15 protein-coding genes are annotated in these 13670 nt (G+C 68.9%); 6 read left to right on the top strand and 9 right to left on the bottom strand.

From position 1 onward, the window contains the following. Positions 1-8: 8 nt before the first annotated feature. Both ACZ7SW_RS23355 and ACZ7SW_RS23350 read right to left on the bottom strand, forming a co-directional pair. Positions 9-809, bottom strand: a complete 801-nt coding sequence (locus ACZ7SW_RS23355) for an ABC transporter permease (RefSeq protein ID WP_470232519.1) — start codon at positions 807-809, stop codon at positions 9-11. Beyond that, complete coding sequence (locus ACZ7SW_RS23350; protein WP_470232518.1) at positions 806-1783, bottom strand: ATP-binding cassette domain-containing protein; 978 nt, start codon at positions 1781-1783, stop codon at positions 806-808. The genes ACZ7SW_RS23355 and ACZ7SW_RS23350 overlap by 4 nt, the downstream gene beginning before the upstream one ends. Before the next feature lie 107 nt (positions 1784-1890). Here ACZ7SW_RS23350 and ACZ7SW_RS23345 point away from each other — a divergent pair, with 107 nt between their 5' ends. After that, a complete protein-coding gene (locus ACZ7SW_RS23345; RefSeq protein ID WP_470232517.1) occupies positions 1891-2844 on the top strand; it encodes an endonuclease/exonuclease/phosphatase family protein in 954 nt (317 codons plus the stop codon). Beyond that, complete coding sequence (locus ACZ7SW_RS23340) at positions 2841-3275, top strand: acetyltransferase (protein ID WP_470232516.1); 435 nt, start codon at positions 2841-2843, stop codon at positions 3273-3275. Before ACZ7SW_RS23345 ends, ACZ7SW_RS23340 begins: the two co-directional genes overlap by 4 nt. On the opposite strand, the gene ACZ7SW_RS23335 is transcribed toward ACZ7SW_RS23340, so the two are convergent. Beyond that, positions 3262-4065, bottom strand: coding sequence for an SIR2 family NAD-dependent protein deacylase (locus tag ACZ7SW_RS23335; RefSeq protein ID WP_470232515.1), 804 nt, complete (start codon positions 4063-4065; stop codon positions 3262-3264). The two genes, ACZ7SW_RS23340 and ACZ7SW_RS23335, sit on opposite strands and share 14 nt — an antisense overlap. Further along, on the bottom strand, positions 4058-4366 hold the full coding sequence (locus ACZ7SW_RS23330; RefSeq protein WP_067576852.1) for an antibiotic biosynthesis monooxygenase family protein: 309 nt from the start codon (positions 4364-4366) through the stop codon (positions 4058-4060). Before ACZ7SW_RS23330 ends, ACZ7SW_RS23335 begins: the two co-directional genes overlap by 8 nt. 55 nt (positions 4367-4421) lie before the next feature. Between ACZ7SW_RS23330 and ACZ7SW_RS23325 the strand changes: the two genes are divergently transcribed. After that, the gene (locus ACZ7SW_RS23325) at positions 4422-5828 is read left to right on the top strand and encodes an AAA family ATPase (protein WP_470232514.1); all 1407 of its coding nucleotides are present in this window, start codon (positions 4422-4424) and stop codon (positions 5826-5828) included. Here the strand turns inward: ACZ7SW_RS23325 and ACZ7SW_RS23320 are convergent. Then, positions 5804-7228, bottom strand: a complete 1425-nt coding sequence (locus tag ACZ7SW_RS23320; protein WP_470232513.1) for a M1 family metallopeptidase — start codon at positions 7226-7228, stop codon at positions 5804-5806. The two genes, ACZ7SW_RS23325 and ACZ7SW_RS23320, sit on opposite strands and share 25 nt — an antisense overlap. Positions 7229-7285: 57 nt before the next feature. On the opposite strand from ACZ7SW_RS23320, the gene ACZ7SW_RS23315 reads away from it, so the two are divergent. Continuing rightward, complete coding sequence (locus ACZ7SW_RS23315; RefSeq protein WP_470232512.1) at positions 7286-8038, top strand: alpha/beta fold hydrolase; 753 nt, start codon at positions 7286-7288, stop codon at positions 8036-8038. Positions 8039-8084: 46 nt separating this feature from the next. Here the strand turns inward: ACZ7SW_RS23315 and ACZ7SW_RS23310 are convergent, their stop codons facing one another. The 4 genes from ACZ7SW_RS23310 to ACZ7SW_RS23295 form a co-directional block, all read right to left on the bottom strand. Then, the gene (locus ACZ7SW_RS23310; RefSeq protein WP_470232511.1) at positions 8085-9038 is read right to left on the bottom strand and encodes a peptidoglycan recognition protein family protein; all 954 of its coding nucleotides are present in this window, start codon (positions 9036-9038) and stop codon (positions 8085-8087) included. A 90-nt stretch (positions 9039-9128) separates the two neighbouring features. Next, positions 9129-10004: an HhH-GPD family protein gene (locus ACZ7SW_RS23305; RefSeq protein ID WP_470232510.1), complete on the bottom strand. Its 876-nt coding sequence runs from the start codon at positions 10002-10004 to the stop codon at positions 9129-9131. Positions 10005-10027: 23 nt separating this feature from the next. Further along, on the bottom strand, positions 10028-10519 hold the full coding sequence (locus ACZ7SW_RS23300; protein WP_470232509.1) for a beta-class carbonic anhydrase: 492 nt from the start codon (positions 10517-10519) through the stop codon (positions 10028-10030). Positions 10520-10640: 121 nt separating this feature from the next. Next, a complete protein-coding gene (locus tag ACZ7SW_RS23295; protein ID WP_470232508.1) occupies positions 10641-11741 on the bottom strand; it encodes a LacI family DNA-binding transcriptional regulator in 1101 nt (366 codons plus the stop codon). Between the two features lie 178 nt (positions 11742-11919). On the opposite strand from ACZ7SW_RS23295, the gene ACZ7SW_RS23290 reads away from it, so the two are divergent. Together ACZ7SW_RS23290 and ACZ7SW_RS23285 are read left to right on the top strand one after the other, a co-directional pair. Then, complete coding sequence (locus tag ACZ7SW_RS23290) at positions 11920-12831, top strand: metal ABC transporter solute-binding protein, Zn/Mn family (protein WP_470232507.1); 912 nt, start codon at positions 11920-11922, stop codon at positions 12829-12831. Beyond that, complete coding sequence (locus tag ACZ7SW_RS23285; RefSeq protein WP_470232506.1) at positions 12831-13667, top strand: metal ABC transporter ATP-binding protein; 837 nt, start codon at positions 12831-12833, stop codon at positions 13665-13667. The genes ACZ7SW_RS23290 and ACZ7SW_RS23285 overlap by 1 nt, the downstream gene beginning before the upstream one ends. The last annotated feature ends 3 nt before the right edge of the window (positions 13668-13670 follow it).

Genomic DNA, 13670 nt, shown 5'->3' with positions numbered 1-13670 from the left:
GGACGCCCTCAGACCCGCTTGCGGTAGGCCCACGTCGCAAGCGGGAAGAACACCACGACCGCGCCGGCCATCCACGCCAGCGAGCCCAGCAGGGAACCGCCGTACGCGCCGCCGTTGAGCAGGCCGCGCATCACGTCGGACAGCAGGCTCACCGGGCTGATGTCCGCCCAGGCCTTGAGCCAGCCCGGCATCGTGGCCGTCGAGACGAACACGTTGCTGCCGAACGTCAGCGGCATGATGAAGACGAACATCAGGCCCTGCGCCGCGCCAGGGGACTTCATCAGCATCCCGACGAACACCGAACCCCAGCAGAAGCACAGTCCGAACGCGATCGCCAGCAGGATCGCGAGGACGAACTCCCCTGGACCGGTCTGCACGCGGAAGCCCATCACGGTCGCCACGATCATCAGCACCACGAGGCACACCACGTACCGCACGAGGTCCGCCAGCACCGCGCCCACCAATGGAGCCGAACGAGCGATCGGCATGGAGCGGAAGCGGTCGAAGACGCCCTTGGTGATGTCGGTGTTGAGCTGGGTTCCGACGGTCAGCGACGCCTGCAGGATGTTCATCACGATCAGGCCCGGCACGAGCGCCTGCAGGTAGTTCTCGATCGAACCGCTCAGCGCGTTGCCGAAGAGGTAGGTGAACATCAGCAGGAAGATGACCGGCATCAGCGTGACGTCGGCCAGCTGTTCCGGGTTCTTGCGGATCTTCAGGATTCCCCGCCAGGCAAGGGATAACGCGTGCTTCGCGCCCTGGGCGGGACTGATGTGCCGGGGCGGGGCCGCGGCGGTGGCGGTCGTCATGACCGGCTCCCTTCGAGTTCGCGGCTCGGCTTCGGCTCGTCCGCCCCGTGCCCGGTCAGCGCCAGGAACACCTCGTCGAGGCTGGGCAGCCGCAGGGCCAGTTCGTCGGACGTGATGCCCGCCGAGTCGAGGCGGCGCACCAGTGTGGACAGCAGCACCGGGTCGGACACCGGCGCGGTCAGCAGTCCGGTCGCGTTGTCGCGGACCGGCCGGACGCCGGTGAGTTCGGCCAGGATGCGGTCGACCTCGTCGAGGTCGCTCAGCGACGTCGGCCGCACCTGCAGCGTCTGCCCGCCGACCCGCCGCTTCAGCTCGTCGGCGCGGCCGTCGGCGACTACGTGGCCGTGGTCGAACACGGTGATCCGGTCGGCCAGCTGGTCGGCCTCCTCCAGGTACTGCGTGGTGAGCAGCACCGTCGCGCCGTCGGCGACGAGGCTGCGGACCACCGCCCACACCTCGTTGCGGGCGTGCGGGTCGAGTCCGGTGGTCGGCTCGTCCAGGTACAGCACGGCGGGACGGCCGACGAGGCTCGCCGCCAGGTCGAGCCTGCGCCGCATGCCGCCGGAATACGTCCGGATCGGCCGCTTGGCCGCGTCGGTCAGCTCGAACCGCTCCAGCAGGTCGGCCGCCCGCGCCCGGGCGTCGGCCCGGGACAGGTTCAGCAGCTTGCCGATCAGCACCAGGTTCTCGGTGCCGCTCAGGTCCTCGTCCACCGACGCGTACTGCCCGGTGAGCCCGATCAGCCCGCGCACCCGGACCGGGTCGCGGACCACGTCGTAACCCCCGACCGTGGCGTGCCCCTTGTCCGGTCTCAGCAGGGTGGCCAGGATGCGGACCGCCGTCGTCTTGCCCGCGCCGTTCGGCCCGAGCACCCCGACCACCTTCCCGAACGGGACCTCCAGGTCGACCCCGTCCAGCGCCTTCGTCTCCCCGAAATGCTTGACCAGGCCCTCGGCCTGGATCGCGTGCGACATGGTCGCCTCCTCCTGTTGCTCCAGCACACAGTGGATCCAGGCGCTGGCAAGCCGCGCACACGGCGCTGACACGGACCTGTCAGCGGGTGCCCGGCATACTCGGGATCATGGTGATGGAGGCGCGGACGCGGACCCGGCTGGTCACGGGTCTGCTCGTGCTGGTCGGGCTGCCGCTGCTGGCGGTGGCCGTGCTGCGCACGATCGGCTGGGACGGCAGCGGCTGGTACCTGACCGCGCTGCTGGCGCTGACCCCGTACGTCGTCATCTACGGCGTCCTGCTCGCCGCGCTCGCGCTGTTGCTGCGGCGGTGGTGGGTCGGCGGTCTCGCGCTGGCGTTGTCTGTGTTGCTGGCGGTGTACGTCGCTCCGCGGGTGGCCTCCGACGACCAGCCCGCGGCGCACGGCAAGACGGTGCGCGTGCTGGCGGCGAACCTCTACCTTGGCCAGGCCGATCCGGCGGCGCTCGTGCGGCTGGTCCGGGAGCAGCGGATCGACGTGCTGAACCTGGTGGAGATGACGCCCGCCGCGATCTCCGGGCTGGAGAAAGCCGGGCTGTTCCAGACGCTGCCGTACCGCGTCCTGCACCCGGCGTCCGGTGTGGACGGTTCCGGAATCGTGTCGCGCTATCCGCTTGCCGAGGAGGATTACACTGGCGATTCAGTCCAGAATCAGCCCGGCGCGGCGGCGGATCTCGGCGGCGGGACGACGTTGGAGATCGTGGCGGCGCATCCGCGTTCGCCGGATTCCGGGTATTACCAGTGGGAGCAGCAGATGCGGGACCTGTCGCGCGCCATCGGCGAGCACGGGTTGCGCGTGGTGGCCGGCGATTTCAACGCGACCCTCGACCACGCCGCGCTGCGGACGGTGCTGTCCCGCGGATATGTCGACGCGGCGGAGGCGCGCGGCGACGGTTTGGTCCCGACGTGGTCGACGTTGGCGGTCCCGCTGGTTCCGCTGGATCACGTGCTGGTGGACCGCCGGGTGGCGATCCGGGATTACCAAGCTTTCGATGTGCCCGGGAGCGATCACCGGGCGGTTTACGCGGAGGTACAACTGCCATGACGGCTTTGCGGCCAAGCCGCGGGGAAGCCGAGTACCCGCGGCTGCTGGAGATCTGGCGCAGCGCCGTCGAGGCGACGCACGACTTTCTGGCGCCGGCGGACGTCGAGTACTACGCCGCGCGCGTCCCGCTCTACTTCCCGGAAGTCGACCTGACCGTGGCGGAGGTCGACGGAATCGCGGCGGGCTTCTCGGGAATCGCCGAGGGAAAGCTGGAAATGCTGTTCGTGCACGACGATTTCCGCGGTCGCGGCGTCGGCACGGCGTTGCTGCGGGCGGCGCTGGAACGCCACCCGGACCTCACGCTGGACGTGAACGAGCAGAACCCGCAGGCAGTCGGTTTCTATCTGCACCACGGATTCGAAGTGGCCGGCAGGCAGGAGACCGATCCGGACGGCCGCCCGTTCCCCTTGCTGGAACTCAAACGAGCTTGACCAACGTCCCCAGCGCACCGGCGGCGATCGAAATCCCGCGTCCGTGCCGGATCCGCGGTTCGCGCGGATTGATCCGGATCAACGCACCCGTCGCCGCGCTGGCGAGTTCGGAATACCGCCGTACCGTCGGAACCGCTTGTCCGGCACCGATTTCGACCACCACCACGTCGCGATGCGTACGACGCCACGCGGCCAGTTCGTCCAGCTGTTCCTGACTCCGGTCGGGAACCCAGTCGAAATCGCCGAACATCAGGATGTTCGGGCGGGCCAAGCCGCCGCAACGCGGACAGGACGGCAACGGCGGCCGGGCGCGCATCGTCGCCTCGTCGAGCTCGACCGCGATGTCCGCGGCCGACCAGATCTCCCGCGAACACCCGGCCAGGCACTGCAGATGATGGATCGACCCGTGCGCCTCGGCGACATGCGGAAATCCCGCCGCCTGAAACTGTCCGTCCACATTGGACGTAAACACCCGCGCGCCGCCCGGTTTCGCCAGCCCCCATTCGAGAAGCAGACCGAACCCGCGGTGCGGCGTCGTTTTCCGGTACAGCTCGAGCCGGTGCCCGTAGAAACCCCAGGCCAGCTCTGGATCCGAGGCGAAGTGCCGAGGGTCGGCCAGCTCCTCGAACCGCAGCCCGAGCCCGGCGTACGGCGGATACGCGCGCCAAAACCCTTCCCCGCCCCGGAAATCGGGCAGGCCGGAGTCGACGCCCATCCCGGCGCCGGCGCACACGAGCAGCGCGCCGGCACCGCGGATCAGCTCGGCGGCGCGGGCGAGTTCGTCACTCACCCGGCTTCGATGCCTGCACGACCTCGAATTCCAGCAGATTCGCGCCGGTCGACACCGGATTCTTGCGCTCGCCCGCGTGCGCCTCGCGCGCCGGACCGCCCGCCCAGGCCTGGTAGTGCTCCTCGGTTTCCCACTTCGTGTACACGAAGTAGCGCGTCTCGCCCGCGATCGGACGGAGCAGCTCGAAGCCGAGGAACCCCTCCTGGTTGTCGACGGAGTGCAGCCGCGCGGCGAAGCGCTTCTCCAGCTCCGGGCCGGCGCCTTCAGGGACTTCGATTGCGTTGATCTTGACCACTGCCATGCCCCCAGCGTACTAACGGCTGGCTCGTTTTCGCGGTTCGTGCCACTCTGCTCACATGGGGGACGAAGAAGTCTTTGGCACCGAATTGGCCCGCAACCTGCAGCGCCTCGTGAAAGCTGCGGCCGAGTCGGCCGGTTCGGGCAACAGGAATGAGCTGATCGACCGCGTCACCGGGCACCTCGGGGTGCCGCTCGCGCAGGCGCTGGTGGTCACGCGCAACTTCGAGGACTGGGAACACGCGACCATCCAGTCCGGGGTCGACGCGTATCTCACCGAGCACGGGATCGGCACCGACTGGTTCGGCATCGCCGGTGGTCTGCGCGGTCACGAGGACCTGGTCGGCATGCTGGTCACGGCCAAACAGCACGGCCACTACGAGCTGGGCGCGGTGGACTACGCGACGGTCGCGATCGGCCCGGACGAGGCGGCGGATGTCGTCCAGCTCGGGCTGGTCGGCACGGTCGCACCGGACGGCTCCCCGGTACTGGTCGGCGTGCGCGGTGCCGCTCCGCAGTACGGACAGGTGAACTGTCGGCTGGAAGTGATCGCTGAGGATCGGCGGGCGGCCACCGAGACCCGCGACCGGATCGAAGCACTGATGACCGAGCACGACGTGCTGCGCGGCCAGGTGATCGCGTTCGGCCTGAGCGAGCACCGGAACAACGAGCTGGTCACCTTCCTGCCGCGGCCGGAACTGGGCAAGGAAGACGTGGTGCTGCCGGACGGTGTTCTGGAAGCGATCGAGCGGCACACCATCGGCATCGCCGAACACGGTGCGCGCCTGGCGGCAGCGGGCCAGCATCTGAAGCGCGGTCTCCTGCTGCACGGCGCGCCGGGCACCGGGAAAACGCACACCGTGCGATACCTGATGGGCCAGCTCCCGGATTGCACTGTCGTGATCCTGACCGGCACTGCGATGCGGTTCATCTCGAAAGCCGCTTCGCTAGCGCGACGGTTGCAGCCGAGCCTCATAGTGCTGGAGGACGTCGACCTGATCGCCGAGGACCGCGACCTCGTGCACGGCCCGACGCCGCTGCTGTTCAGCCTGCTCGACGCGATGGACGGCGTCGGCGGCGACGCGGATGTCACCTTTCTGCTCACCACCAACCGGGCGAGCAGCTTGGAGAAAGCGCTGGCAGACCGTCCTGGCCGAGTCGACCTGGCGGTGGAGGTGCCGTTGCCGGACGCGACAGGCCGGGAAGCGTTGCTGCGCCTGTACTCCCGCGGCTTGGAACTGACGGCTGAGCTGGCCCCGGTGGTCGAGGCGACAGACGGCGTCACGGCGTCGTTCATGAAAGAACTGCTTCGCCGGGCGTCCCTGCTTGCGCTGACGCTGAGGCCTGACGAACCAGTCCGGGTCGGCGACCCCGAACTCGGTGAGGCTCTAACCGAGATGAACGACGCTCGCAGCAGCCTGACCAGGTCGTTGCTCGGCAGTCAGGGCCGCAACCCGCCCGGATAGAGATCGGCGTCCGACGGCACTTTCGTCCCGTGGAACCAGTCGTTGAGGAACCCGCTCAAATCGCGTCCGGCGACCTTCGACACTAGCTTCTCGAAATCCGCCCACGTCGCGTTGCTGTTGCGGTGCTGGCTTACCCATTCGTGCAGCACCTTCTCGAATCCCGGTTCGCCCAGCTCCCGGCGCAGCGCGTGCACGGCCAGAATCCCCTTGTCATACGCGCCCTCGAACAGGTGCTCCGGCCCCATGTCGACGAGCTTCTGTCCCCAGAAATCCGTGCTGCCCTTGGTGATTTCGACTGCCGCGCGGTAACGGTCGTCCAGGTTCTGGCCCTCGCGTTCGCCCCACATCCACTGCGCGTACGACGCGAAGCATTCGTTCAGGCAGATGTCCGCCCACGAGTTGAGCGACACCGAATCGCCGAACCACTGGTGCGCGTTCTCGTGCACCATGGTCAGGATTTCCGCCCATTTCGCATAAGTCGGACGGGTTTGCGTTTCCAGGGAGAAATGGATGTCCTCGTCGAGGTAAATCCCGCCGGCCGCGCTCTGCGGGTATTTGCCGAACTTGCTCTCCAAGAACGCGATCACTTCCGGCAGCCGGTCGCCGGTGGCCTCGCGGGGTTCGGCGCCGGGTGCGTAGCCGGAGACGATCGGCGTGCCGTCCGGCAGCGTGGAGCGCCGCACGGTGAACTTGTCGATCGCGATCGTGGTCAGGTAGCTGGCCACTGGGTTCGGATCGGCCCACGTCGTGGTGGTCTTGCCGTCCTTGGCGCTGGTGCCCTGCTCGCGGCCGTTGGACAGCACCGTCCAGCCGGTGGGCACGTGCGCGGTCAACGTGAAGGTCGCCTTGTCGCGCGGGGTTTCGTTGACCGGGTACCAGAACGACGCCGAATGCGGCTCGCCGACCAGGTACGCGCCGCCGTCGTCGGAGCGGGCCCAGCCGTTCTCCGATCCGCCGTCGTGCGGAGTTTTCGCCGGAACACCCGAATAATGCACGCGCGTCCGGAACGTCGAACCCGACCGCAGCGGCTCGGCCGGAGTCACGACCAGCTTGTTCTTCTCCCGGCTGTACTTCGCCGGTTTCCCGTCGATCTCCACCGCGGCGACGTCCAGCCCGCGCAGGTCGAGGTCGAAGCGGCTGAGGTCCTGGGTGGCTTTCGCGGAGACCGTGGTGTCGCCGTCGAGGCGGCCGCTCGGCGGGTCGTAGCTGACGTCGACGTGGTAGTCGAGGGCGTCGTATCCGCCGTTGCCGTCGTCGGGGAAGTACGGGTCGCCCGCGCTGTTCGCGCCCGGTGCCGGACGCATCGGCGGCGGTGGCGGAGCGGCGGGCTCGGCGGGGCTGCACACGGACAGCGCAAGCACGCCGATGAGGGCGAGGACGGCGGTCGGACGGCTGCGCATTCCTTCACCCTAGAGGCAGGTTTGTGATGAAGTAGCCGGGAAAACCCGGGAGGATTAATGCGACCAGGCCTGATCGACTTCGGCGGCGACGAACGCCCTGGCGTGTCGATCTTGCTGTTGCATGGGCTGATGGGCCGCGCCAGAACGTGGTGGCCGGTCGCACAATGGCTCAAGCGGTACGGCCGGGTGCGCGCCCTCGACGCCCGTGGGCACGGCCGCGCGCCGCACACCGGACCGTGGACCACCGAGCGGTTCGCCGAGGACGTCGCGGAAGTGCTGGCCGACCTCGGTCCGTCCGTGCTGATCGGGCATTCGATGGGCGGATTGCACGCGTGGGCCACCGCGGCGAAGTACCCGGAGCTGGTGCGTGCGGTCGTCAGCGAGGATTTCGCCCCGGACCAGCGCGGGCGCACCGTCGAGACCTGGCGTGGCTACTTCGAGAGCTGGCCGGTGCCGTTCGAATCGCTGGCGCACGTGCGCGAGTTCTTCGGCACCGCGGGCGACTACTTCACCGAATGCGTCGAGGAACGCGAAGACGGCTACCACCTGATCGCCGACCTGGAGAACCTGTACGAGATCGCCGCCGAATGGGGCCGCCGGGACTATTGGTCCATTGTGGACGGTATCCGCTGTCCGCTGCTGCTGGTCGAGGGCGAGCACACCGCGATGCCCGCTGGTCAGCAAGCCGAGGTCGCGGCGCGGGTGCCCGGCGCGAAGCACCTGATCGTGCCCGGTTCGGCGCATCTGCCGCACGCCGAGGCCCCGGAGACGTATCGCGGCGCGGTGGAGGCGTTCTTGTCCGGCCTGTGACGCCTCACGTGCGCCGCCCTCGCTGGCACACGTGAGGCGTCCCCGGTCAGCGGGCCAGCTCGGTGCGCCACGCGGCGGTCGAGCGGTCCGCCGGCACGATCAACGGCCAGACGTCCGAGCCGAGGTAGGCGGATTCGTCGCTGGCCCGGGCCGCGGTGCAGCTGTCGCGGGAAAGCCCGTGCTCGACGGCCAGTGCGGACACCGCGTTCGCGGTCGCCTTGCCGAACACGCCGTCAGTGGGCACGCCGAACCCGGCCGCGCGGAGGAACCGTTGCGCGGTCATCACCCGCGACCCGGTGTCACCCGGTTTGAGCAGCGGCCACTCCGGTGCCTCCAGGCTCGCGACGGACAGGCCGAGCTGCTGGCCGACCGCTTTGCGCAGCTCTGGGAGCCGGTTGTAGAGGACCTGGCCACAGCACTCGGTCGAGTTGAAATCGCGGTGGCCCTTGATGAACTCGGGCGTGATGCCGTATTGGTGCGCGATGTAGGCGATCAGCTGCACGAGTGAATTCCACAGCGCGACCGGCACGTCGACCGTGCTGTAGAGGCCTTCGTTCTCGATGCCGAGGCATTCGCTGTTGTGGTTGGCGACGTTCGCGCCCTGCACGTGCTGTTTCCCGCCGCGCAGGATTTCGAGGCTGCGGTGCCGCCCCTCGGTGACGAAGCCGCCACGGCTGTTCGTGAACTGCTGGCCGGTGTCGATCCAGCCGCGGGTGTCCATGTGGAAGTTCTGGATGTCCCGCGAGATCTGCAGGGCGTGCGCCAGCGAGTAGTCGGTGTTGTTGCCGGGGTCGACCGTGTGGTGCACCACGATGTACGTCGGCTTGTGGTTCTCCACCACGATCGCGCCCGAGGCGGGCCGGGCGTTCCACTCGGCCGTCGAATGGATGACTGGCGTGGTGACGGCGGCCGCGGATCTCGCCGTGGCGAAGCCCAAAGCACCCACGGCAGTGACGGTGAGGCCGCCCTTCAAGACGGCACGACGCGTTGCTTCCCCCATATGGAACTCCTCAGCCTGCAAGTGCGACGGGGGAAAGCTAACCCGGCGCCCCGGAGGGGACAACTTTTTGCCGACTTTCGTCGTAGTGCGTCAGTGTTCCCCGGGAAGCGCGAAGAGCCCGTCGTGGGTTTGCTCCAGCAGACCGTCCACGAGCAGCGAATCCAGGCATCGGTCGCGCTGGCCGGATTCGTGCCACACCAGATCCAGCCGCGCCTTCTCGACCGGCCCCTCGCTGCCGCGCAGGACGTCCAGCAGCAGTCCGCGCACCTGCCGGTCGGTCCCGGCGAACTTCTGCACCGGCTTGGCCGGACCCGCGTATTCGGGACGACCGTTGTGCTGCCACGCGCAATCGGCGTAAATCGGGCAGTCCGCGCACTTCGGCGACCGAGCCGTGCAGATCAGCGCGCCCAGCTCCATCAACGCCGCGGACAGCTTCGCCGCGGGCGCGTCCTCAGCGGGAAGCAACGCCTCGACGTCCGCCATATCGCGGGTATTCGACGCCGGACCAGCGTCCCCCGCGCCATGAACGGCCCGCGCGACCACTCGCCGGACGTTCGTGTCCACGACCGCCGCACGCTTGCCGTACGCGAACGCCGCCACCGCGCGCGCCGTGTACGCGCCGATGCCGGGCAGCGCGAGCAGTGTGTCCACATCGGACGGAACGACGTCGCCGTGCTCCTGAGCGATGACGGTGGCGGCGGCATGCAGCCGAAGCGCGCGACGCGGGTAGCCGAGCTTGCCCCATGCGCGCACGACCTCGCCGGTGGTCTCCGCGGCCAGCGCTGAGGGCACCGGCCAGCGGGCCATCCACTCCAGCCAGATCGGCTGCACGCGCGAGACCGGCGTCTGCTGCAGCATGATTTCGCTGACCAGTACGCCCCACGCCGAGCAGTCCGGTTCCCGCCACGGCAGGTCCCGGCCGACGTCGGCGAACCAATCGATCAGAACATCGGTGTCAACTGCCACCCCGCCATTGAATACGACGGCAGTTACTTGACTTCGGTCAGGCTCCCGGCCTTCACGTCGTAGACGAATCCGCGCACGTTGTCGTTGTGCAGGAGGAAGTCGCTGCGCCGGGCGCGCTCCATCGAGGTGCGCACGCTGTCCTCGACCTTGCGGAACGCCTCGACCGCCCAGGTCGGCCGCAGCCCGGTGGCGGACTCCAGCTCGTCTTTGAAGTCGTCCTCGGTGACCGTGGAGAGACCGCAGTCGGTGTGCTGGACGATCAGCACCTCGCGGGTGCCGAGTTTGCGCTGGCTGAGCGCCAGCGAGCGGATCATGTCGTCGGTGACCACGCCGCCCGCGTTGCGCAGCACGTGCGCCTCGCCCTGGAGCAGACCGAAGATCTCGAACACCCGGATCCGCGCGTCCATGCAGGTCAGGATCGACACCTGCAGCGACGGCTTGGGGGAGGACCGGTCGCCGGGAACGATGTCCCCGATTTCCTGATTACGCTTGAGCAGCACGTCGATGGAGGTCATCGGGCACCTTTCGGCCTGCGCTTCCCCGCGGGACGCGGGCGGTTCTTCCCATGGAACCGGCCCGGGCCCACGCGCACAATGCGGTGGGCCGGAAATCACGGCAAAGGCTGGGGTGAGCCGCTCAGCCGCCGAACCAGGGCTCCTCGACCGTCCGCGGCGGCGCCGACGTCCGCCCGATCCGCAGCTCAGTCGGCAAGGTGATCACCTTCGGCCCGACCCGCTCGGCCGAGCTGAGCAGCAGCCGTCCGGCCACCTTGCCCTTCTCCAGCACCGGCTGATGCACCGTCGTGAGCCCGGAGCGCTCCGCCTCGGCGATGCCGTCGAAACCGGTCACCGTGAGGTCGAGCGGCACCCGCAGCCCGCGTCGAGCGGCCTCGGCCAGCGCGCCGAGCGCGAGGATGTCTGAGGTGCAGACCAGAGCGGTGACCTGCGGATACGCGTCCAGCAGCTGACGCGCGGCAGAGGCGCCGTCGTCCACCGTGTGGTCGAAGCGCTCGACCACCGGGACGGTCGCCCAGTCGACCCCGGCTGAGGAGAACGCCGTCGCCAGGGCTTCCAGCCGGGTGCGCTGCACGTGGAAGTGCGCGCCGCTCTGGCGTTCGGAGGTCACGAAGTCGTCGTTGCGCTCGCGGCCGAGCCGCATGCAGAGAACGCCGATCTGCCGGTGGCCGAGCGCCACCAGATGGTCGGCGAGCTGGGTGACGGCGGCCGCGTCGTCCGGGCCGACGCGGTCCACGCCCTCGATGCGGGGCTGGTCGATGATCACCGTCGGCACGGGCCGTTCCAGGACGGCCGCGAGATGCGGGTCGTCGTCCGGCACGGAGTACACGACGAACCCGTCCACGCCCGCGCGGTGCACCGCGGCGAGGTCCTCGCGACCGGGGCTGGCCGGCACGAGATGCAGGCCGACGCCCGCGTCCTCGCAGGCCAGCGCGAGTCCTTCGAGCACGCCCACGGCGGCTGGGTCACGGAAGGCGTAGGAGAGGTTCTCGGTCAGCAGCAGCCCGACCGCGCCCGCCTTGCGGGTGCGCAGCGAACGAGCGACCGGGTCCGGGCCGGGGTAGCCGAGCCGCCGCGCGGTCTCGAGCACCCTGCGGCGCAGTTCCGGGGAGAGCTGATCCGGGCGGTTGTAGGCGTTGGACACGGTGGTCCTGGACACCCCGAGTTCCGCCGCGAGCGACGCCAATGTCGCCTGCCTCCGGGTGCGAATAGGACGGCCCATCCGCAAACCGTAACGGTTCAGATCGTTTTCCAGAAGCGACACCCCTGTGGTGAGCGTCTCGATCCTCTCGGTGATCAAGAGCCGGTACGGCCACCCGGTGGAGTGAGGCTCGCCGTTCGGATGGGGTAAAGTGAATCTGACAACGGTTTCCATTAGCAGTTCGACCCAGGAGTGCCCGATGACTTCCCGCCGCACCACGAGCGTTCTCGCCGCCGCGTCGGCTCTGGCTGTGTTCGCGCTCGGCGCGTGCTCCAGCACGTCCTCGACCGGTTCCGGGGCGGGAGGGGGAACGGGCGATCAGGTGAAGGTCGTCGCCTCCACCGATGTCTGGGGCAGCGTCGCGTCCGCCGTCGGGGGCGACAAAGTGCAGGTCACGTCGATCATTCACGACCCGTCGGCCGACCCGCACTCGTACGAGTCCACCGCCGACGACGCGCTCGCCGCCAAGAAAGCCCAGCTGACTCTGGCCAACGGCGGCGGCTACGACGAGTTTTTCACCAAGCTGTCCGGGGAGGCGGCTTCGGCGAAGAAACTGGTCGCCTACGACATCGCCAAGCCGGGCGAGGAGAACGAGCACGTCTGGTATGACCTGCCGGGCGTCGAGAAGGTCGCCGACCAGGTCGCGGCCGCGCTCGGCGAGATCCAGCCCGCGTCGAAGCAGAAGTTCGAGGACAACGCCAAGACCTTCAAGGGCCAGCTCGACGGCCTGATCAAGAAGGTGTCCGCGCTGGGCGCCGCGCACCCGGACACGAAGGTCGTCGTCACCGAACCGGTCGCGCACTACCTGCTGAAGACCGCGAAGATCGCCGACGCCACCCCGAAGGCGTTCTCCGACGCGATCGAGAACGAGACCGACGTGCCCGCCGCGGCGGTCTCCGAGTTCACCAAGCTGATCAAGGAAAAGCAGGTGAAGGCGCTGGTCAACAACGTGCAGACGGTCACCCCGCTGACCAAGCAGGCAGTCGCCGACGCGAAGGCGTCCGGGGTCGCGGTGGTCGACGTATCCGAGACGCTCCCGGCGAACGTCACGGGCTACATTGACTGGATGACCAAGGATGTGGACGCGCTGTCGGGGGCTCTGAACAGCTGATGTCCGTCCAGCTTCCGGAAGCCGGCCCCGCGGTCCGCGTGCGCGGGGCCGGGCTCGCCTTCGGCGACCGCACCCTCTGGTCCGGTTTGGACCTGGACGTCGAGCCGGGCGAATTCCTGGCCGTCCTCGGCCCGAACGGTTCCGGCAAAAGCAGCTTCCTCAAGGCGTTGCTGGGCATGCAGTCGCTGTCGGCGGGCACGGTGGAAATCGCCGGCGGCCGTCCCGGCGGCGCGAACCGCAAGGTCGGCTACATCCCGCAGCAGCGAGCGATCGACGATTCGCTCACGCTGCGCGGCGTCGACCTGGTCGGCCTCGGGCTGGACGGTCACCGCTGGGGACCGGGCCTGGCCGGAATGCGCGAACGGAAACGCCGCGTCGCGTCGGCGATCGAATCGGTCGGCGGCACGCGCTACGCGAAACAACCGGTCGGCCGGTTGTCCGGCGGCGAGCAGCAACGGCTCCGGGTGGCGCAGGCGCTGGTCGGCGACCCGACGGTGTTGCTGTGCGACGAACCGCTGCTGTCGCTGGACCTGGCGCACCAGCGCGCGGTCAGCGAACTGATCGACGCGCGACGCCGCGATGCCGGGTCCGCGGTGCTGTTCGTGACGCACGAGATCAACCCGGTGCTGCAGTTCGTCGACCGCGTGCTTTACCTGGTGAACGGCCAGTTCCGGATCGGCAAGCCGGACGAGGTGATGACCTCGGAGACGCTGTCGGAGCTGTACGGAACGAAGATCGAGGTGCTGCGCGTCGGCGGGCAGATCCACATCGCCGGTGCGCAAAGCGCGCTGTGCGAGGACCAACCGCATCACCACGAGCAGGAAGCAGTGGGCTGAGCC

The organism is Amycolatopsis sp. NPDC114484 (genome assembly GCF_055633755.1).
Note: the sequence above shows the minus strand (reverse complement) of the source record. Positions and strands in the feature narration are given on the sequence as shown.

Bases quoted from the DNA above. Each gene is read 5' to 3' on its own strand.
- ACZ7SW_RS23340 (WP_470232516.1), top strand. From the start codon at position 2,841: ATGACGGCTTTGCGGCCAAGCCGCGGGGAAGCCGAGTACCCGCGGCTG.
- ACZ7SW_RS23285 (WP_470232506.1), top strand. From the start codon at position 12,831: ATGTCCGTCCAGCTTCCGGAAGCCGGCCCCGCGGTCCGCGTGCGCGGG.
- ACZ7SW_RS23295 (WP_470232508.1), bottom strand. From the start codon at position 11,741: ATGGGCCGTCCTATTCGCACCCGGAGGCAGGCGACATTGGCGTCGCTC.
- ACZ7SW_RS23345 (WP_470232517.1), top strand. From the start codon at position 1,891: ATGGTGATGGAGGCGCGGACGCGGACCCGGCTGGTCACGGGTCTGCTC.
- ACZ7SW_RS23350 (WP_470232518.1), bottom strand. From the start codon at position 1,783: ATGTCGCACGCGATCCAGGCCGAGGGCCTGGTCAAGCATTTCGGGGAG.
- ACZ7SW_RS23320 (WP_470232513.1), bottom strand. From the start codon at position 7,228: ATGCGCAGCCGTCCGACCGCCGTCCTCGCCCTCATCGGCGTGCTTGCG.
- ACZ7SW_RS23290 (WP_470232507.1), top strand. From the start codon at position 11,920: ATGACTTCCCGCCGCACCACGAGCGTTCTCGCCGCCGCGTCGGCTCTG.
- ACZ7SW_RS23325 (WP_470232514.1), top strand. From the start codon at position 4,422: ATGGGGGACGAAGAAGTCTTTGGCACCGAATTGGCCCGCAACCTGCAG.
- ACZ7SW_RS23355 (WP_470232519.1), bottom strand. From the start codon at position 809: ATGACGACCGCCACCGCCGCGGCCCCGCCCCGGCACATCAGTCCCGCC.
- ACZ7SW_RS23300 (WP_470232509.1), bottom strand. From the start codon at position 10,519: ATGACCTCCATCGACGTGCTGCTCAAGCGTAATCAGGAAATCGGGGAC.
- ACZ7SW_RS23330 (WP_067576852.1), bottom strand. From the start codon at position 4,366: ATGGCAGTGGTCAAGATCAACGCAATCGAAGTCCCTGAAGGCGCCGGC.
- ACZ7SW_RS23315 (WP_470232512.1), top strand. From the start codon at position 7,286: ATGCGACCAGGCCTGATCGACTTCGGCGGCGACGAACGCCCTGGCGTG.
- ACZ7SW_RS23310 (WP_470232511.1), bottom strand. From the start codon at position 9,038: ATGGGGGAAGCAACGCGTCGTGCCGTCTTGAAGGGCGGCCTCACCGTC.